This is a genomic window from Luteimonas sp. A534, assembly GCF_054072805.1.
The window spans coordinates 206,013-223,005 of sequence record NZ_JBSVRR010000004.1 but is presented as its reverse complement, the minus strand read 5'-3'; the positions used below and the strand labels follow the sequence as shown (position 1 = coordinate 223,005).

Genomic DNA, 16,993 nt, shown 5'->3' with positions numbered 1-16,993 from the left:
GCATGGCGTTGACGAAGGCGGAAATGGCAGAGCGGCTGTACGAAGAGGTGGGCCTGAACAAGCGCGAGGCGAAGGAATTCGTCGATGCGTTTTTCACTGCGCTGCGCGAAGCGCTGCAGGGTGGACGCCAGGTCAAGCTTTCGGGCTTCGGCAACTTCGACCTGCGCCGCAAGAACCAGCGCCCCGGCCGCAACCCCAAGACCGGCGAGGAGATCCCGATCTCCGCACGCACCGTGGTCACGTTCCGCCCGGGGCAGAAGCTCAAGGAGCGCGTCGAGGCCTACGCAGGAGTCAGCCGTGCTTGACCCCGGAAGCAACCGCGAACTGCCGCCGATCCCGGCCAAGCGCTACTTCACCATCGGTGAGGTGAGCGAGCTGTGCGACGTGAAGCCGCACGTCCTGCGCTATTGGGAAACCGAATTCCCGAGCCTCAGTCCGGTCAAGCGCCGCGGCAACCGCCGCTATTACCAGCGCCACGACGTGCTGATGGTGCGCCAGATCCGCGGCCTGCTGTACGAGCAGGGCTACACCATCGGCGGCGCCCGCCTGCGCCTGGAGGGCGAGGGCGCGAAGGATGAGTCCGCGCTCAGCAGCCAGATCATCCGCCAGGTGCGGATGGAGCTGGAAGAAGTGCTGCAGCTGCTGCGGCGCTGAACCTCCCCAAGTGCGGCCGCTGCCGCTATAATTCTCCGACCGGGGTATAGCGCAGCCTGGTAGCGCACTTGTCTGGGGGACAAGTGGTCGTCGGTTCGAATCCGGCTACCCCGACCAAATACCAGGATGGTGCAAGATCATCCAGACGAAGAGCCCCGGGAAACCGGGGCTTTTTCGTTGTGCACATTCAGCAATATGTGACATCACCTTGACGGCGCGGCGCGCACCTTGAACCTACTCCCGACACATCGTCGGATTGGAGAGGCTCAGATGGGCAACAACGATCAAAAGCAGGGCCAGCAGGGCCAAGGCAGCCAGCGCGAGCAGAGCCAGCAAGGCCAGCAAGGCCAAGGCGGCCAGCGCGAGCAGAACCAGCCGGGTCAAAAGGGCCAGGGCGGTGAAGAAGAGGAATAGCGCCCCCGTAGTTGACGACGGGGCCTGACGTCACGGCCCCGTCTGCTCCACTCGCGGCCCCCGTATTCCGGGGGCCTTCTTCTTGCGGCAATGGTGGTAAACCCGTTGCCAGCTTCGCTTCTCCGCAACAGGGGAACAAAGCGCACGCATCACGCTCCAAGGATCATCCACCGCGTACCCGAGGGAGGGCGCTGCATGTTTGCAAAGCCGGCACGATCAATCGTTGCGACGCTGTTGTTGTCCGCGCTGGTGGCTGTTCCTGCCGCCGCTGGAATGGATGAACCGGAAGCCGTCCCCGTCGCGGCCGAGGCCGACGACGGCATCGTCGACCTCGAAGCCATGGTCGTCTCCGGCGCACAGCCCGGTCCCGGCATGTGGAAGGTCTCCAGCGGCGACAACGTGCTCTACATCCTGGGCACGGTGTCCCCGCTGCCGCGGCGCATGGAGTGGATGTCGGACGATGTCGAGGCCGTGATCGCGGATGCCAGGGTGGTGATCTCGTCGCCGGCGGTGGTGGTGGATGCCGACATCGGCATCTTCCGCGGCATGGCATTGCTGCCATCGATGCTGCGCGCGCGCAACAACCCGGGCAAGCGGCCGCTGCGCGAGATGGTGTCCCCGGAGCTGTACGCGCGCTGGGAGGTGCTCAAGGCGCGCTACATGGGCCGCGACCGCGGCGTCGAGAAGCGCCGCCCGCTGCTCGCGGCCCAGGAGCTGTACGAAGCGGCGCTGCGCAAGTCCGGGCTACGTATGGGCGGCGTGGTGGGACCCGTGGTGGCCAAGGCGCGGAAGGCCGCCGGCGTGCCGCTGGTCGACACCACGGTCCGCCTGAAGTTGGAAGATCCGAAAGGCGTGCTGAAGGAGCTCAACGAAAGCGACCTCGCCGACCGCGAGTGCTTCGCGGGTACCCTGGACAGGATCGAAACCGACCTCGACAACATGCGTGCACGCGCCAATGCCTGGGCGGTGGGGGACATCGAGGGGCTGCGTGCGCTGCCCTGGGAAAACCATTACGCGACCTGCCAGGACGCGGTGACCGGCAGTGCGCTGGCGCAGAGGTTGGGCATCGACGACCTGCCGCGTCGCGCAAAGGAGGCCTGGCTGTCGAACGTGGAGGAGGCCCTGGCCGAGCATCCCGCAAGCTTCGCGCTGCTGCCGATGCACCACCTGCTTGGCGATGACGGGATGCTGGCGACGTTGGCCGCGCGCGGCTACGCGATCGAGTCGCCCTGAGCCACCATCAGGCAGTTGCGACCGCGGCGCTTGGCTTCGTACAGCGCCGCATCGGCGGCGTGGATCCAGTCCTCGATACGCGCGTGGTTCGCCTGCGCCGGAGCGATGCCGATGCTCACCGAGTAGCTGAGCCCCGGCGCCTGCGACAGCGAGATGCCTTCGACCGCCGCACGGTAGGCCTCCGCCAATGCCAGCGCATCTTCGAGTCCCGTGCCCGGGCAGACCACCGCGAACTCGTCGCCGCCGTAACGCCCGGCGATGTCTCCGGGACGCAGCACGCCGCGAAGTACGGCGCCCGCCTCGCGCAGCAGGGCGTCGCCGGCGAGGTGTCCGTGGCGGTCGTTGGTCTGCTTGAAGCGGTCGATGTCGATGAGCACCAGCGTCGCCGGACGCGCCTCCGCATGGACCTGGTGCAGCGCGACGGCGGCATGGTGCTCCCAGTGCCTGCGCAGGCCCAGCCCGGTGAGCATGTCGGTGCGCCCGAGCCGGTCAAGCTCTTGGTTCTTCTCCATGACCTTCCGCACCAGCCGCAGGCGTGCAAGGCCGACCACCAGCGTGTGGATCAGCAGCATCGGCAGGCAGGCCAGGATCACCGCCGTGCTCGACTCGGGCTGGAAGGCGAAACCCGTGGCCAGGCCACCCACCAGCAGGGCGGCCAGCGAGACCGGCAAGGTGCGCCGGAACAGCCCGGGGATGTCGGTGTTGATCTTGTCGGCGGCTGAAAGCGCCAGCAACAGAATGCTCGGCAGCAGGTTGAAGTGCAGCAGCGGCACCCACAGCGCGGCGATCGCCGAATCCACGATCAGGTTGCGCTGCTCGGCATGGAACGGTGACGCGCTGCGCCGGGCCAACTGGTAGGCGAGCTGGGGCCAGGCCAGGCCGGTGAGTACGCACAGCGTCCAGCGCACCGGGCCGGCGCGCATCTCGAGCAGCACCATCGCCATCGCAAGCGCTCCCAGTCCCATGCCGAGCATGCGATAGCGATAGATGCGCCCGGGCAGCGCGGCGCGCGCGCGCTCGGAGCCGAGTATCGTCACATGCGCGCGCGGCGCGTCGGCTGTGCCTGGTTCCTGCAACGCTGGTGTCCCCCTGTGCGGACAAGGCTGGCGCATGCCGACCTGGCGTGAGTATAGGCGTCGTCTACGTTTATCCCGGGCTTCCTAGCCCGCGGCAGTGCGCGCGGCGGTCGCCGCTTCCGGTGCGAACCGCGGCCACCGCGCCAGCACGGCGCCGCGGATGCCGGCGGCATCGATCCCCGCTTCGGCCAGCAGGTCCTCGCGGCTTGCGTGGTGCTGGAAGGCGTCGGGCAGCCCCAGGTGCAGTACCTGCAGCAGGACACCCTCGGCGGCAAGCAACTCGGACACAGCCGAACCGGCGCCACCCATCACCACGTTGTCCTCGATGGTCACGAAGCCTTCGTGGCTGCGTGCCAGCTCGAGCACGAGGTCGCGGTCCAGCGGCTTCACGAAGCGCATGTTGACCACCGTCAAACCCAGCTCCGCGCCCACGGCCTCGGCCGCCGGCACGGTGGCGCCGAACGCCAGCAGCGCGATGCCCGCACCCTGGCGGCGCAGCTGCGCCTTGCCGATGGGCAGGGTATCGAGCGCGGGCTGCACGGCGACCCCTGAGCCACTGCCGCGCGGGTAACGCACCGCCGCAGGCCCCCGGTGGCGGAAGCCGGTGCTCAGCATCTGCCGGCACTCGTTTTCGTCGGCCGGTGCCATCACCACCATGTTCGGCACGCAGCGCAGGTAGCTCAGGTCGAGGTTGCCCGCATGGGTGGCGCCGTCGGGCCCCACCACGCCGCCGCGGTCGATCGCGAACAGCACGTCGAGTTCCTGCAGGGCGACGTCATGCACGAGCTGGTCGTAGCCGCGCTGCAGGAAGGTCGAGTAGATCGCCACCACGGGTTTGGCGCCCTCGCAGGCCATGCCGGCGGCCAGCGTCACCGCGTGCTGCTCGGCGATGGCGACGTCGAAGTAGCGTTCCGGGTACTCCCTGCTGAAGCGCACCAGGCCGGAGCCTTCGCGCATGGCCGGCGTGATGCCCATCAGCGTGTCGTCGGCGGCGGCCATGTCGCACAGCCAGTCGCCGAAGATATCGGTATAGGTCGGCTTCTTCACCGCGCCCGGCTTCGGCACCAGGCCTTGGTTGGGGTCGAAGGGCGACACCGCGTGGTAGCCGATCTGGTCGCCTTCGGCGCGCTCGTAACCCTTGCCCTTGGTGGTGATGACGTGCAGCAGCTGCGGGCCCTTCAGCGTCCGCACCAGCTTCAGCGCGGAGACCAGCGCCCTGATGTCGTTGCCGTCGATGGGGCCGGTGTAGTGGAAACCCATTTCCTCGAACAGGGTGGAGGGCACGAACATGCCCTTCCAGTGCTCTTCCCAGCGCCGGACGAAGCGCGCCGGCGTCTTCTTCTTGTCGCCCAGCAGCTTCTTGCCGCCCTCGCGCAGCGCGTTGAGCGTGTGGCTGCCGGTGGCGCGTCCCAGCATCTTGGTCAGGCCGCCGACGTTCTCGCTGATCGACATCCGGTTGTCGTTGAGGACCACCAGCAGGTTGGGCTCGGGCTCCATGCCGCCGGCGTGGTTGAGCGCTTCGAATGCCATGCCCGCGGTCATTGCACCGTCGCCGATCACCGCCACGACCTTGCGGTCGTCGCCGGCGCGGGCGGCGGCCACCGCCATGCCCAGCGCGGCCGAGATGCTGGTGGAGGAATGGCCGACGCCGAAGGTGTCGTACTCGCTTTCCTCGCGCTTGGGAAACGGCGCGACGCCGTCCTTCTGCTTGACCGTGTGGATGGTGTCGCGGCGGCCGGTCAGGATCTTGTGCGGGTAGGCCTGGTGCCCGACGTCCCACACGATGCGGTCGCGCGGCGTGTCGTAGAGGTAATGCAGGGCGGCGGTCAGTTCGACCACGCCCAGGCCGGCGCCGAAGTGGCCGCCGCTCTTGCCCACCGACTCGATGAGATAGGCACGGAGTTCGTCGGCGATCGCCGGCAGTTCGGCCTCGTCGAATTCCCGCAGGCGGGCCGGTGTGTCGATGCGCGATAGGCGCGGATAGCGCGTGGAGTCGATCATGCGCGCATTGTAAGACGCCACGGCGTACCGCGGCGCATGTACCAAGGGGCCGCGCGCGGCGGCCCTGTTCAGCGACTGCGCAGTCGCCCCAGCAGGCCGCCGCGCGGCTTGGCGGATTCCTCGGCCTGGGGAGGCGTTTCCACCGCCGGCGTGGCGAAGCCGGTGGCCAGGTTGGCGTTGACGAAGTCGGTGACGTCGGGCTCGGGCACGCCGCTGGCCTGGGCGATTTCGGCGACGGTCGCCGGGCCCTTCATCATCTGGGTGGCGATGCGGAAGTGGCGCGGATACTCGCGCTCGGTCTGCGGCCATTTGAGGAGCTGGAAGTGCTCCTGCGGATCAAGCCCCGGCAGCAGCGTGCCGTTGCCGGCAAGCAGGCCGCCGAGCCAGCGCAGGCGCGTCAGTGGCTGGGGCGCACCCGCGGATGCGGTGTCCCGCGCCCAGGCCTCGGGGTCGACGGGTTCGAAGTCGGACCGTGCGACGCGGCCTTCGAAATACCCCGCGATAGGCTTCAGCGGCGTCGGACCGAACCAGGTCTCCGCGGACGCGTCGATGAGCAGGGTGGGGCCGGCGCTGCGGCGGTAGCGCACACGGCCGGACAGGGCGCCGGGCTGCAGCCACGCAGCCAGGGTGTCCTTGCCCGGGATGGCTGCGGGTACGGTGGATTGCGTCGGCGCGGCGGCCGCGACAGGTGACGCTTCGACGACATCCTCTTTGACGGCTGCCTCTTCGACAGGCGTGTTGGCATCCCCGGTCACAAGGAGCGCTGCAGCGGACGGCGCTGCTGCGGCGGGCGCGAGCGCCGCGGCAGCGACCGGATCCACGACAGGCGCTGCCGGAGGCGGCGTCACGGCTTCAACGGGTTCGGGCACCGGCACCGGCGCGCGCGGGAGAGGCGTCGGGGCGGCCGCTTCCACGACGTCCGCCTGCAGCTCGATGCCCTCGGCGCGTGCAACCTCGGCAAGCAGGTCCATGAGCTGTTCGGGATCGAAGGGACGGCCGAGCCTGTAGTCGGTCTGCGTGCGAGGCGCCGAGGTCAGGCCGATCACGCGCCGGCCGGCGGCGTGCAGGCGCAGCCAGCTCATCGGGCCGTACATGCTGTCCATGTCGACGATGACGTGTCCGGCCTCGGCATCGTGCACGAGCGACCAGCGCGCGCCAAGGCGCGCGTTGGCGGCGACGAACGCGGCCTTGAGTGCGGTTTCCGTGGCGGGATCCATCCCGGTCAGGCCGAGGGTCAGCGACATCGCGCAGCATTCCGGACGTGTGAAGACGCCGAGTGTTGCGGAGCGCGCCATTGCCGTCAACGCGCGCAGGACGGCACTTGCGGCTGCGCTGCGTCACTACCCGAGGCGTTTGGTGACGCCCGTCGCGCTTGCCCTGCGATGGCTGCCGGTGCTTCGCCGCCTCAGTGACGCCGCCGCTTGGGCAGCTGGCTGGACAGGAAGGCCATCTGGTCGGCGAGGATATTGCGGTTGGACAGGATCAGGTGTTCGATCCAGCTCGGCCGGTACGGGATCGCGAGCAGCGGCATCGATGCCTGCGCGGGGTTGCGACCGCCCTTGCGGGAATTGCAGGAGAAACAGGCCGCGACCACGTTTTCCCAGGTGTCGACCCCACCGCGGGAGACCGGCTGCACGTGGTCGCGGGTCAGCCGCTGGCGCGGGAACGATTGCCCGCAGTACATGCACAGGTGCCGGTCGCGGGCGAACAGCGCCGGATTGGTCAGCGCCGGTGTCGGGTCCAGGGCCCGCGTGTCGGCGTGGCCGCGCGCGGCCACGATGGGGTGCAGTTCGACCAGGCTGCGCTGGCCGGTGGCCCGGCTGGTGCCACCGCGGACCGCGAGACAGGGGTCGCCGAGGGTCCAGGCCACCGCGCCGCGCACGTACAGGCAGGTCGCTTCCTGCCAGCTCATCCAGTCCAGTGCGCGTCCGTGGGCATCCAGGGCCAGCAGGCGCACGCGCCCAAGCGCCGGGACCCCCGTGCCGGCCACGTGCCGGTCCACCGGCGCTGCCGGGGGTTCCATGCCGCTGACGAGGCGAAGCCGCGCTCTGTCTGGTTCCATGGGAACAACAGCTTATACGCTCCCGATGACGGCTTGTGTAGCGACGCGGCCTCAGCCGCCGAAGTGGTCGGCCTCGAGGTCCATCAGTGACCCGGCACCGGCGCGGATCGCCGCGGCGTGCGCCAGGGTGCGGGGCAGGATGCGCGCGAAGTAGAAGCGTGAGGTTTCGCGCTTGGCGTCCTTGAATGCGGCTGGACGCGATGACGCGCGCGCGGCGACGCTCGCGCGCAGCCACCAGTAGCCCAGCACCACATAGCCGGAATAGAACAGGTAGTCGTGGGCGGCGGCGCCGAGCTCGTCGGGGTTGGCGGCCGACGCCTGCAGGACTTCGGTCGTCAGCGCGCCCCATTCCACGCACTTGGCGCGCAGGGTGGCCACATCCGCGGCGAGCTCCGCGTCATCGGCGTGGGCCGCGCAGAACGCCTCGACCTCGGCCAGGAACAGCTTCAGCCCCGCGCCCCTCGAGAACGCCGTCTTGCGTCCGATCAGGTCCATCGCCTGGATGCCGGTGGTGCCTTCGTACAGCGTGGTGATGCGGGCATCGCGCGCCAACTGCTCCATGCCGTGCTCGGCGATGTAGCCGTGGCCGCCGAAGCACTGGAGGGCGTTGTAGGTGTTCTCGATGCCCCATTCGGTCTGGCAGGCCTTGGAGATCGGCGTGAGGAAGCTGACAAGGATTTCGGCACGCTCGCGCACGGCGGGATGGGAGGCGCGCGCGGCGTCGTCGAGCAGGTACCCGGCGTGCATCGCCAGCATTCGCATGCCTTCGGTCAGGGCTTTGGTCGACAGGAGCATGCGGCGCACGTCGGGGTGCACGATGATCGGGTCGGCCGGCTTGTCGGGGAACTTCGGGCCGGTCAGCGCGCGCGATTGCAGGCGTTCGCGCGAATAGCGCAGGGCGTTCTGCCAGGCGCGCTCGGACAGCCCCAGGCCCTGCAGGCCCACGCCCAGGCGCGCGGAATTCATCATGGTGAACATCGCCTTGAGCCCGCCGTGCTTCTCGCCGACCAGGTAGCCCTGGGCGCCGTCGAAGTTCATGACGCAGGTGGCCGAGCCCTTGATGCCCATCTTGTGTTCGATCGAACCGCAGCGCACCGCGTTGCGCTCGCCGACGCTGCCGTCGCGGGCGACCTTGAACTTCGGCGTCGCGAACAGGGAGATGCCCTTGGCGCCGGGCGGTGCGTCGGGCAGCTTGGCCAGCACCAGGTGCACGATGTTGTCGGTGAAATCGTGCTCGCCGGCGGTGATGAAGATCTTGGTGCCGGTGATCGCGTAGCTGCCGTCGTCCGCGGGTTCGGCGCGCGTGCGCAGCAGGCCGAGGTCGGTGCCGCAGTGCGGTTCGGTCAGGCACATGGTGCCGGTCCAGCGGCCCTCGACCAGCGGCGGCAGGAAGACCTCGCGCTGCCAGTCCTCGCCGTGCTGGATCAGCGCCTCGACCGCGCCGTGCGACAGCAGCGGGAAATTGCCCCAGGCGAGGTTGGCGGCGTTGATCATCTCGCTCATCGACAGTCCGACCAGGTGCGGCAGCCCCTGCCCGCCGAACTCCGGGTCGGCGGTCAGGCCGGGCCAGCCACCCTCGACGAACTGCGCGTAGGCGGCCTTGAATCCTTCCGGCGTGGTGACGTCGCCGGTGGCGGGGTCGTGGCGGCAGCCCTGCTGGTCGCCGACCGCATTGAGGGGGGCGAGCACGCTGCCGGCGAAGCGCGCGGCCTCATCGAGCACGGCGTCGACCACGTCAGGCGTGGCGTCGGTGTAGCCAAGGCGCGCGAACTGCGACTGCGCGTCGAGCACGTCGTCGAGGATGAAGCGGATGTCATCGAGCGGGGCGGTGTACTGGCTCATGTGCGGGAACGTGTCCTTTGGGTTTGCCGATGCTGTGCGGTCGCAGCCGTGGCTGCTCCTGCATTGGGACGGGTGCGCGTACGGGGTTCAGCGCAGCACGCCGGGAAGGCCGGGCGTCGGGCTGAGTGCGCTCTTGCGCTCCACCTTGTAGCTGCGCGACGCGCCACGGTCGCTTGGCGCGGCATCGATGGTGCCGTCGAACGCGTAGTCCACGCGACGGCCGCCGGCGAGGGCATCGGCCATCAACATGCGTGCGCTCGACTCGGGCTGCATCTCCATCGACACCACGTCGGCCGACTCCGGCCCGATCTCCAGGCCCGGACGATGCTGCAGCGCGCCGGCCGCCTGTCCGCCGACCGTCACCTTGATGTCGACCGCTTCGAAGCGCATGGGGATGCTGCTGTAGTTCTGCAATCGCAGGCTGACCAGCCAGCTGCCATCGGCCTGCACGGCGAGCTCCTGGATGCTGGCGGCGGGCTCCGAGATCCTGCGGACCGGACCGCTCGAGCACGCGGCGACCAGAACGACCGTTACCATGGCCACAAGTGTGAGGATTCGACGACCCATTGCTGCCTCCCATCAGGTTCGGTCGAGCATAGCATCGCTCGATACGGTGGCGGATGGTCTGGTCTGCATGGCGTGGATCGTCGCCGGATAGCGTTTACAGTGCTGTCATCAGTATCCATGGAGTCGAAATGAGCGCCAGTCAGAACGGGAAGGGATTCAGGGAACGCCTGCCATGGACGATCGCGGCGATCGCCGTGGTGGCCCTGGTGGCGAACCTGGCGTGGGACAGGAAGGCCGAGGATGCCGCGGCCGACGAGGCGCTGGTCCGGCTGACCGAGCGCCTGGACGCCATCGAAGCAGCACCCGTGCAGCCGCGCGGGCGGGCGATGGCGGCTCGCCCGTTCGACGCTGGCGCTGGTGGCGGCGCGGACGGCGATTCGCGGAGCGCGCTCGGCGAGCCTCAGACCCCGGAGCAGATCGCCGCGGCCCGTGACCGGCAACTGCGTGAACTCGAAGCGCGCTTCGCCAGCGACGTGCCCGATCCCGTGTCCGGCCCGGACACCGAGAACCTTCTTGTCGAGACCATTTCCGGCGAGACGATGGCCGGCACCGGGCTGCGCCCGAGCAATGTCGACATCGCCTGCAAGCAGTCGAGCTGCCGCATCGTGGGCAGCTTCGAGCGCATGGGTGATGCCCAGGACTGGGGCCTGTTCTACATCACCGCTGCCGGCGGCAACGTGCTGTCGCAGACGCAGATGGTGTTCGTGCCCAAGCCGGGCGGCGGCACCGAGGTCCGGATCTACTCCAACCGCGCGAAGGGGTAGTCGCTTCCGGCGGTGTCGTCGCGGGTTCCTGATCCGGCGCGTGGCCGCTTGAGGCCAGCGTAGCCGTTGCTGGATCGGGAGAGGTGGATTCGAATCGCCCAGCTGTTCCGCACCCGCCAGGGTGCGTATGCGATCCGGTGGGCATGTGCCAGGGCGCGCTGCCTGGTTTGAAACCGCGACCGCAAGCGTCCGCTGGCCGTGCAGAACGAAGGAACGTCGAACGCCTTCGTCACGTGTTCATTCACCTCGCAGGGCGCTTGGGCTGCCGACCCCAGGAACCCGAGCGCAGTGGAGATGTGGTTCAACAACGCCTCGGAAGCTGTGGAGCTCTCCTGTACCGGCGTCAGCGGCTTCCAGACCGGTACGGGCGCAACTCATTACATCGTCAAGTCGGTGCTGTTGCCCGCCTCCGGGGCCCAGAATGTCATGCGGTGGAATGCGGTCGGTTTCCCGGGCGCTCCGGCCCTTTTCCCCACTGGACTTTTCAGCGTTTCCTGTGCACTTGCGCCGGGCGTCCGATCAACGATTCGCGCGTGATCTTCTCCGAAGAAATCGGCACGCCCTGAACCCGAGGCGGGCCGCTCCGGCGACCCGCCTGCCTTCTAGTCGAAGTGCAGCGTGATGCCAAGAGCCCCGGTCTCCGCAGGCTCGCCGACCAGATCGGCCTGCAGCAGCGGGCGTTCGTCCATCCAGCGCGGCGGGAGCCGCAGCGCGAGCGCGTCGCCATCGGCGCGCGCCTCCAGGCCGGGAATGTCGGGATCGTCATGGCCGCGGTGCAGCACCACCGCCAGCCGCAGCAGGATCGACAGCCGCCGCGCGGCCGGCAGCAGGCGGTCGGGCAGCGCCTCGAACACGCTCTTGGGCACCTTGCGCCGATGCGCGCGCACCAGGGCGGCGAGGAACTGCTGCTCCTGGCGCGAGAAGCCTGCGATGTCCGACTGCGCGAGGATGTAGGCGCCGTGCACCTGGTACTGGCTGTGCGCGATCGTCAGTCCGAGCTCATGCAGCTGCGCGGCCCATGACAGCATCACACGGTCGTCCTGCGACAGCTGCCACGCGGTGGCCACCTGGTCGAACAGGCGGCAGGCGGTCGCTTCGACGCGAAGCGCCTGCGCGCGGTCGATGCCGTAGCGCTGGCCAAGGGCGTCGACCGAGGTGTCGCGCGGATCCTGGTCGCCGGCGCGGCCGAGCATGTCGTACAACACGCCTTCGCGCAGTGCAGCCTTGCTGACCATCATCCGCTGCAGGTCCAGGCTTGCGAATGCAGCCTCCAGCACCAGCAGGCCGCCGGCGATGATCGGGCGGCGGTCGTCGGAAAGGCCGGGCAGCTTGATGTCGTCGATGCTGCTGGCGCGCAGCAGTTGATCGCGCACCACCGGCAGCGCTTCGGCGGTGATCGCACCCTTGGTGAGCTTCATCTCGGCGCAGATCTCGCCGATGGCCTTGTTGGTGCCCGAGGCGCCGATGACTTCCTGCCAGCCGAGGCTGCGATACGTTGCCGCGAACTGCTGGAACTCGACCGAGGCCTCGATCAGCGCTTCGCGCCACTTCCGCCGCGACAGCCTGCCGTTGCCGAAGTAGCGCAGGGTGCCGGCGACCGCGCCGAGCTGCACGCTGTCGCGTTCAAGTGTTTCGAAGCCGCGGCCGATGATGCATTCGGTGGAGCCGCCGCCGATGTCGACCACGAGCCGGCGCTGGCCACCCCTGGGCGGCTGCGCGTGGGCCACGCCCAGGTACACCAGGCGCGCCTCCTCGCGCCCGGACACGATCTCGATGGCATGGCCGAGCGCGGTCTCGGCCGGCATCAGGAACGCCTGCGGCGCGGTCAGTCGGCGCACGGTGTTGGTGGCGACGGCGCGCACGCGGTGCGGCGGAATGTCGCGGATGCGCTGGCCGAAACGCGCCAGGCATCGCAGTGCGCGTTGGCGCACCTCCGCATCCAGGCCGCCTCGCCCATCGAGGCCTTCGGCCATGCGCACGGTTTCGCGCAGGCGGTCCACCACGCGCAGTTGGCCCAGCGTGTATCGGGCGACGACCATGTGATAGCTGTTGGAGCCGAGGTCGACCGCGGCGAGCATGTCGCCATCGACCAACGGCTGGCTCTGCGACGCGGCGGGCGCAGGCACCGGGCTCATCCGCAGATCCCGGCCAGCAGCGCGCACTGCGCGGAATGCGCCGTTTCGCCCGCGGCCGGGGCAAGTTCGCGATAGCTGCCGTCCGGCTGCAGTTCCCACGCGTTGCAGTTGTCGGCGAGATAGGTCTCCAGCGCTTCGTCGCGCACGCGCGCGGCCACCACCGGATCCAGGATCGGGAAGCAGGTTTCAACCCGGCGCAGCAGGTTGCGTTCCAGCCAGTCCGCGCTGGCGCACCAGGTTTCGGGCGCGCCGTCGTTGGCGAACCAGTACACGCGCGTGTGTTCGAGGAAGCGCCCGACGATCGAGCGCACGCGGATGTTGTCGGACACACCGGGGACACCGGGACGCAGGGTGCAGGCGCCGCGCACGATGAGGTCGATCTGCACGCCGGCCTGCGAGGCCGCGTACAGCGCGCGCACCACCTGGGGTTCGTTGAGCGCGTTCATCTTGGCGATGATCCGCGCGGGTCGGCCGGCCGCCGCGAACTGCGCCTCGCGGCGGATGCGCGACAGCACCCCGGCGTGCAGGGTGAACGGCGACTGCAGCAGGCGCTTGAGGCGGATCGCCGGCGCCAGTCCCGAGATCTGCTGGAAGATCTGGTGCACGTCGCTGCCGATGTCCGGATCGGCTGTCATCAGGCCGAGATCGGTGTAGGCGCGCGCGGTGCCGTTGTGATAGTTGCCGGTGCCCATGTGCACGTAGCGGCGCAGGCGCCGACCTTCGCGCCGTACCACCAGCAGCATCTTGGCGTGGGTCTTGTAGCCGACCACGCCGTAGACCACCTGCACGCCGGCGTCCTGCAGGCGGTCGGCGAGGCCGAGGTTGGCTTCCTCGTCGAAGCGCGCGCGCAGCTCCACCACCACGGTGACGTCCTTGCCGTTGCGCGCGGCCTGCACCAGGTGCTCGACGATCGGCGAATCGCGCCCGGTGCGGTACAGCGTCTGCTTGATCGCCAGCACGCCGGGGTCGGTCGCGGCCTGCTTGAGCAGCTCGAGCACCGGGCTGAAGCTGTCGAAGGGATGATGCAGCAGCACGTCGGCGGCGGCGATGCGGTCGAACATCGCGTCGCTCCCAGGCAGCTGGCGCGGCTGGAACGGCGGAAACTTCAGTTCGGGGCGATCGACTTCGTTGTAGACGTGGATGACGCGGTTGAGATTGACCGGCCCGTTGATGCGATAGACCGCGTTCTCCGGCAGGTCGAAGTTGCGCAGCAGGCCGCGCACGATCGGCTCCGGACAGTCGGCAGCGATCTCCAGCCGCATCGCGCGCAGGTAGCCGCGGCCCAGCAGCTCGTCGCGCAGGGCAAGGGCCAGGTTCTCGACTTCGTCCTCGTCGAGGATCAGCTCGGAGTTGCGGGTGACGCGGAACTGGTACGCGCCCTCGACCTGCATGCCCGGGAACAGGTCCTCCACGAATTCGGACAGCATCGCCGAGAGGAAGACGAAGTCGTGCTCGCCGCCGGAGACCCGCGGCGGCAAGCGGATGATGCGCGGCAGCGAGCGCGGCGCGCGGACGATCGCAAGGTGGCCGCTGCGGCCGAACGCGTCCTTGCCCTTCAGCACGACCACGAGGTTGAGCGACTTGTTGAGGATCTTCGGGAACGGATGCGAGGGGTCCAGGCCCAGCGGCGACAGCACCGGCAGGATGTCCTCGCGGAAGAGGGCGCGCAGCCAGCGGCGCTGGCGCGTGTTCCAGGTCTCGCGGCCCATCACCCGGACGCCGGCGTCGGCCAGTGCGGGGCGCAGGATGTCGTTCCAGCACGCGTACTGCCCCTGGACCAGTTCGGCGGTGCGCTCGTGGATGCGGCGCAGCACGGTGCCCGGCGACAGGCCGTCGGGCGGCAGGGGCACATCGAAGTCCTGGGCATGGCGCACGGTGGCGGCCCGGATCTCGAAGAACTCGTCGAGGTTGGTGCAGGAGATGCACAGGTAGCGCAGCCGCTCGAGCAGCGGCACGGTCGCGTCCTGCGCCTGCGCCAGCACGCGGAAGTTGAAGTCGAGCTGGGACAGCTCGCGGTTGAGGTACAACCCGGGGTCGCTGAGCGATTCCCCCGCGGCGTCGGAGGTGGCGGCTACGCGCGTGCCTGCCCGTGCCGCGGCCTTGCGCGGAGCCGGGGTCTCAGGCGGTTTCGCCGGTGTGCGTCTGGTCATGTGGCTCTTCATGCGGGTCGGCCAGGCGCTCGATGATGCGCTCCGCCCCGAAAATGCAGGAGAAGGTACTGCCGCGGCCGACCTCGCTGGCGATGTCCAGCCGCGCCTGGTGCAACTGCAGTACGTGTTTGACGATGGCAAGGCCGAGGCCGGTGCCACCGGTTTCGCGCGTGCGACTGCTCGACACGCGGTAGAAGCGTTCGGTCAGGCGTACGAGGTGCGGCTCGGGGATGCCGTAGCCGCTGTCCTCGACCGACAGCACCGCGCCGCCGCCTTCGCCGGGTGCGAAGCGCACCGTGATGCGGCCGCCGCTCGGCGTGTAGCGGACCGAATTGGCGACCAGGTTCGAGAACGCACTGTGCAGCTCGCGCGTGGAGCCGCGGAGGTCGACGCCGGCCGTGTCTTCCACGGTGACCTCGTGGCGCTGCTGGCTCAGCGCTTCGGCCTCGCGGCGCAGGGTGGCGAGCATCGGTGCCATCGCCACGTCGTCTTCTTCGATGGTGTCCTGGGCCTCGAGCCGGGACAGGGTCAGCAGATCTTCCACCAGCTGGGTCATGCGCTGCGACTGGCGGCGCATCTCGCCGATGATCGGCTCCCACTCCGTGTCTTCTTCGGGCTCGAGCATGTCGAGGTAGCCGTGGATCACGGTCAGCGGCGTGCGCAGCTCGTGCGACACGTTGGCGACGAAGTCGCGGCGCATCTTCTCCAGTCGCATCAGCTTGCCGACGTCGCGGGCGACCATCAGCCACAGCGCGTCGGAATAGGGGATCAGGCGCAGGCTGATGCGGATCGCCGGATCAGCGGGTGACGCGGCATCCACGATCGGTTCGGCATGGCGGCCGGCGCTCAGCCAGTGGGCGATGGGCAACGGCTGCAGGCGCTCGCAGAGGCTCGCGCCCTTGTCGCGCGGATAGTTCAGGCCGAGCAGCCTGTCGGCCGCGGCGTTGCACCAGATCACCCGCTGGGTGTTGCGATCGACGACCACCAGGGCGTCGGGCAGGGCTGTGGCGACCGCGCGGTAGGCGCGCATCATCTCCACCAGCCGCCGTTCGCGGCCGCGGACCTCGTTGCGGCCGCGATGCAGGAGGCGTTCCATGCCTGCCCAGGCGCCGCCGCCCGCGGGCGGTGGTGGCAGACGCATGCGGGCGTCGACCATGCCCATGATCCGGCGCAGGCGCAGCAGGTGCGCTGCAAGCAGGGCGAGGGACGCCAGTGCGAGGGCCGGCCAGGGCTGGCCCACGGCGAGGCCGGCCAGCAAGGCCAGGACAAGGACCGCGGCCAGCGTGGCCAGGGTCCGCTGCCATGAAGTCTTGGGAGTCGGCGGCATGCCGCCAGTCTAGACCGAGGCCGAGAATCGGTAACCGGCGCCGCGCACCGTCTGCACCATGCCGTCGAGCCCGAAGGGTTCGAGGGTCTTGCGCAGGCGGCGGATGTGCACGTCGACCGTGCGTTCCTCGACGTAGACGCTGCCGCCCCAGACGTGGTCGAGCAGCTGCGAGCGCGAGTACACGCGGTCGGCATGGGTCATGAAAAAGTGCAGCAGCCGGTACTCGGTGGGCCCGATCGAAACCGGCTCGTCGCCGGCGAACACGCGGTGCGCCGCGCCATCGATGCGCAGGTCGCCCTGGGTCACGCTGCCGTCCTCGTCGTCATCGCGCGAGCGGCGCATGACCGCGCGGATCCGGGCCAGCAGTTCGCGCGAAGAGAAGGGCTTGACCACATAGTCGTCGACCCCGGCCTCGAGGCCGCCGACGCGGTCGTTCTCCTCGCCGCGCGCGGTCAGCATGATGATCGGGATGTCGCGGGTCAGCGCTTCCCGGCGCCAGCGGCGGGCGAGTTCGATGCCGCTGGTGCCGGGCAGCATCCAGTCCAGCAGGATCAGGTCGGGGACGCGGTCGGCGATGGCTTCCTGCGCCTGGCGGGCGTCGCCGGCGTGGACCGCCTCGTAATCGCCCTTGCGCACGGCGAATGCCACCATGTCGCGGATCGCGGGTTCATCGTCGACGATCAGGATGCGTTTCTGCACGCTTTCAGCGCTCGTTCCGGGGTACCGCAGCCATTAGACGACGGTTTGGTGACGTTTTGGTGACAGTGT

16 protein-coding genes and 1 tRNA gene are annotated in these 16,993 nt (G+C 69.2%); 7 read left to right on the top strand and 10 right to left on the bottom strand.

Features of this window, described 5'->3' with window-relative positions; all coding sequences use genetic code 11:
* Nucleotides 1–2: 2 nt before the first annotated feature.
* The 5 genes from ihfA to ACW5F0_RS11245 all read left to right on the top strand — a co-directional run bounded on the left by ihfA (nucleotide 3) and on the right by ACW5F0_RS11245 (nucleotide 2,301).
* Nucleotides 3–305: an integration host factor subunit alpha gene (gene ihfA, locus ACW5F0_RS11265; protein WP_456965837.1), complete on the top strand. Its 303-nt coding sequence runs from the start codon at nucleotides 3–5 to the stop codon at nucleotides 303–305.
* Nucleotides 298–654, top strand: a complete 357-nt coding sequence (locus ACW5F0_RS11260; protein ID WP_456965838.1) for a MerR family transcriptional regulator — start codon at nucleotides 298–300, stop codon at nucleotides 652–654. The genes ihfA and ACW5F0_RS11260 overlap by 8 nt, the downstream gene beginning before the upstream one ends.
* Before the next feature lie 40 nt (nucleotides 655–694).
* Nucleotides 695–771 (top strand) — tRNA-Pro (locus ACW5F0_RS11255).
* A 153-nt stretch (nucleotides 772–924) separates the two neighbouring features.
* On the top strand, nucleotides 925–1,068 hold the full coding sequence (locus tag ACW5F0_RS11250; protein WP_456999760.1) for a hypothetical protein: 144 nt from the start codon (nucleotides 925–927) through the stop codon (nucleotides 1,066–1,068).
* A 195-nt stretch (nucleotides 1,069–1,263) separates the two neighbouring features.
* The gene (locus tag ACW5F0_RS11245; protein ID WP_456999759.1) at nucleotides 1,264–2,301 is read left to right on the top strand and encodes a TraB/GumN family protein; all 1,038 of its coding nucleotides are present in this window, start codon (nucleotides 1,264–1,266) and stop codon (nucleotides 2,299–2,301) included.
* Here ACW5F0_RS11245 and ACW5F0_RS11240 read toward each other — a convergent pair.
* The 6 genes from ACW5F0_RS11240 to ACW5F0_RS11215 all read right to left on the bottom strand — a co-directional run bounded on the left by ACW5F0_RS11240 (nucleotide 2,280) and on the right by ACW5F0_RS11215 (nucleotide 9,849).
* On the bottom strand, nucleotides 2,280–3,338 hold the full coding sequence (locus ACW5F0_RS11240) for a diguanylate cyclase (RefSeq protein WP_456999758.1): 1,059 nt from the start codon (nucleotides 3,336–3,338) through the stop codon (nucleotides 2,280–2,282). The genes ACW5F0_RS11245 and ACW5F0_RS11240 overlap by 22 nt on opposite strands.
* A gap of 123 nt (nucleotides 3,339–3,461) precedes the next feature.
* Nucleotides 3,462–5,378, bottom strand: coding sequence for a 1-deoxy-D-xylulose-5-phosphate synthase (gene dxs / locus ACW5F0_RS11235; RefSeq protein ID WP_456999757.1), 1,917 nt, complete (start codon nucleotides 5,376–5,378; stop codon nucleotides 3,462–3,464).
* Nucleotides 5,379–5,446: 68 nt separating this feature from the next.
* Nucleotides 5,447–6,622, bottom strand: coding sequence for a hypothetical protein (locus ACW5F0_RS11230; protein WP_456999756.1), 1,176 nt, complete (start codon nucleotides 6,620–6,622; stop codon nucleotides 5,447–5,449).
* A 161-nt stretch (nucleotides 6,623–6,783) separates the two neighbouring features.
* Nucleotides 6,784–7,401, bottom strand: coding sequence for an HNH endonuclease (locus tag ACW5F0_RS11225; RefSeq protein ID WP_456999797.1), 618 nt, complete (start codon nucleotides 7,399–7,401; stop codon nucleotides 6,784–6,786).
* 90 nt (nucleotides 7,402–7,491) lie between these two features.
* Complete coding sequence (locus ACW5F0_RS11220) at nucleotides 7,492–9,282, bottom strand: acyl-CoA dehydrogenase C-terminal domain-containing protein (RefSeq protein ID WP_456999755.1); 1,791 nt, start codon at nucleotides 9,280–9,282, stop codon at nucleotides 7,492–7,494.
* Nucleotides 9,283–9,369: 87 nt separating this feature from the next.
* Nucleotides 9,370–9,849 (bottom strand): NDR1/HIN1-like protein, encoded by a 480-nt coding sequence (locus ACW5F0_RS11215; protein WP_456965845.1) that lies wholly within the window; start codon nucleotides 9,847–9,849, stop codon nucleotides 9,370–9,372.
* 128 nt (nucleotides 9,850–9,977) lie between these two features.
* Between ACW5F0_RS11215 and ACW5F0_RS11210 the strand changes: the two genes are divergently transcribed.
* Nucleotides 9,978–10,613: a hypothetical protein gene (locus ACW5F0_RS11210; RefSeq protein ID WP_456965846.1), complete on the top strand. Its 636-nt coding sequence runs from the start codon at nucleotides 9,978–9,980 to the stop codon at nucleotides 10,611–10,613.
* Between the two features lie 198 nt (nucleotides 10,614–10,811).
* On the top strand, nucleotides 10,812–11,150 hold the full coding sequence (locus ACW5F0_RS11205) for a hypothetical protein (protein WP_456999754.1): 339 nt from the start codon (nucleotides 10,812–10,814) through the stop codon (nucleotides 11,148–11,150).
* A 65-nt stretch (nucleotides 11,151–11,215) separates the two neighbouring features.
* On the opposite strand, the gene ACW5F0_RS11200 is transcribed toward ACW5F0_RS11205, so the two are convergent.
* Genes ACW5F0_RS11200 through phoB form a run of 4 tightly spaced genes read right to left on the bottom strand, consistent with a single transcriptional unit; the run spans nucleotide 11,216 to nucleotide 16,924 of the window.
* On the bottom strand, nucleotides 11,216–12,739 hold the full coding sequence (locus tag ACW5F0_RS11200) for a Ppx/GppA phosphatase family protein (RefSeq protein ID WP_456999796.1): 1,524 nt from the start codon (nucleotides 12,737–12,739) through the stop codon (nucleotides 11,216–11,218).
* Nucleotides 12,740–12,744: 5 nt separating this feature from the next.
* Nucleotides 12,745–14,898 (bottom strand): polyphosphate kinase 1, encoded by a 2,154-nt coding sequence (gene ppk1, locus ACW5F0_RS11195; RefSeq protein WP_456999753.1) that lies wholly within the window; start codon nucleotides 14,896–14,898, stop codon nucleotides 12,745–12,747.
* Nucleotides 14,867–16,225, bottom strand: a complete 1,359-nt coding sequence (gene phoR, locus ACW5F0_RS11190) for a phosphate regulon sensor histidine kinase PhoR (protein WP_456965848.1) — start codon at nucleotides 16,223–16,225, stop codon at nucleotides 14,867–14,869. Before phoR ends, ppk1 begins: the two co-directional genes overlap by 32 nt.
* Nucleotides 16,226–16,234: 9 nt before the next feature.
* Nucleotides 16,235–16,924, bottom strand: coding sequence for a phosphate regulon transcriptional regulator PhoB (gene phoB / locus ACW5F0_RS11185; RefSeq protein ID WP_456965849.1), 690 nt, complete (start codon nucleotides 16,922–16,924; stop codon nucleotides 16,235–16,237).
* Between the last annotated feature and the right edge of the window lie 69 nt (nucleotides 16,925–16,993).

Coding starts and splice junctions, on each gene's coding strand:
- ACW5F0_RS11250 (WP_456999760.1), top strand. CDS start 925: ATGGGCAACAACGATCAAAAGCAGGGCCAGCAGGGCCAAGGCAGCCAG.
- ACW5F0_RS11245 (WP_456999759.1), top strand. CDS start 1,264: ATGTTTGCAAAGCCGGCACGATCAATCGTTGCGACGCTGTTGTTGTCC.
- ACW5F0_RS11225 (WP_456999797.1), bottom strand. CDS start 7,401: ATGGAACCCCCGGCAGCGCCGGTGGACCGGCACGTGGCCGGCACGGGG.
- phoR (WP_456965848.1), bottom strand. CDS start 16,225: ATGCCGCCGACTCCCAAGACTTCATGGCAGCGGACCCTGGCCACGCTG.
- dxs (WP_456999757.1), bottom strand. CDS start 5,378: ATGATCGACTCCACGCGCTATCCGCGCCTATCGCGCATCGACACACCG.
- ACW5F0_RS11215 (WP_456965845.1), bottom strand. CDS start 9,849: ATGGGTCGTCGAATCCTCACACTTGTGGCCATGGTAACGGTCGTTCTG.
- ACW5F0_RS11210 (WP_456965846.1), top strand. CDS start 9,978: ATGAGCGCCAGTCAGAACGGGAAGGGATTCAGGGAACGCCTGCCATGG.
- ihfA (WP_456965837.1), top strand. CDS start 3: ATGGCGTTGACGAAGGCGGAAATGGCAGAGCGGCTGTACGAAGAGGTG.
- ACW5F0_RS11220 (WP_456999755.1), bottom strand. CDS start 9,282: ATGAGCCAGTACACCGCCCCGCTCGATGACATCCGCTTCATCCTCGAC.
- ACW5F0_RS11230 (WP_456999756.1), bottom strand. CDS start 6,622: ATGTCGCTGACCCTCGGCCTGACCGGGATGGATCCCGCCACGGAAACC.
- ppk1 (WP_456999753.1), bottom strand. CDS start 14,898: ATGACCAGACGCACACCGGCGAAACCGCCTGAGACCCCGGCTCCGCGC.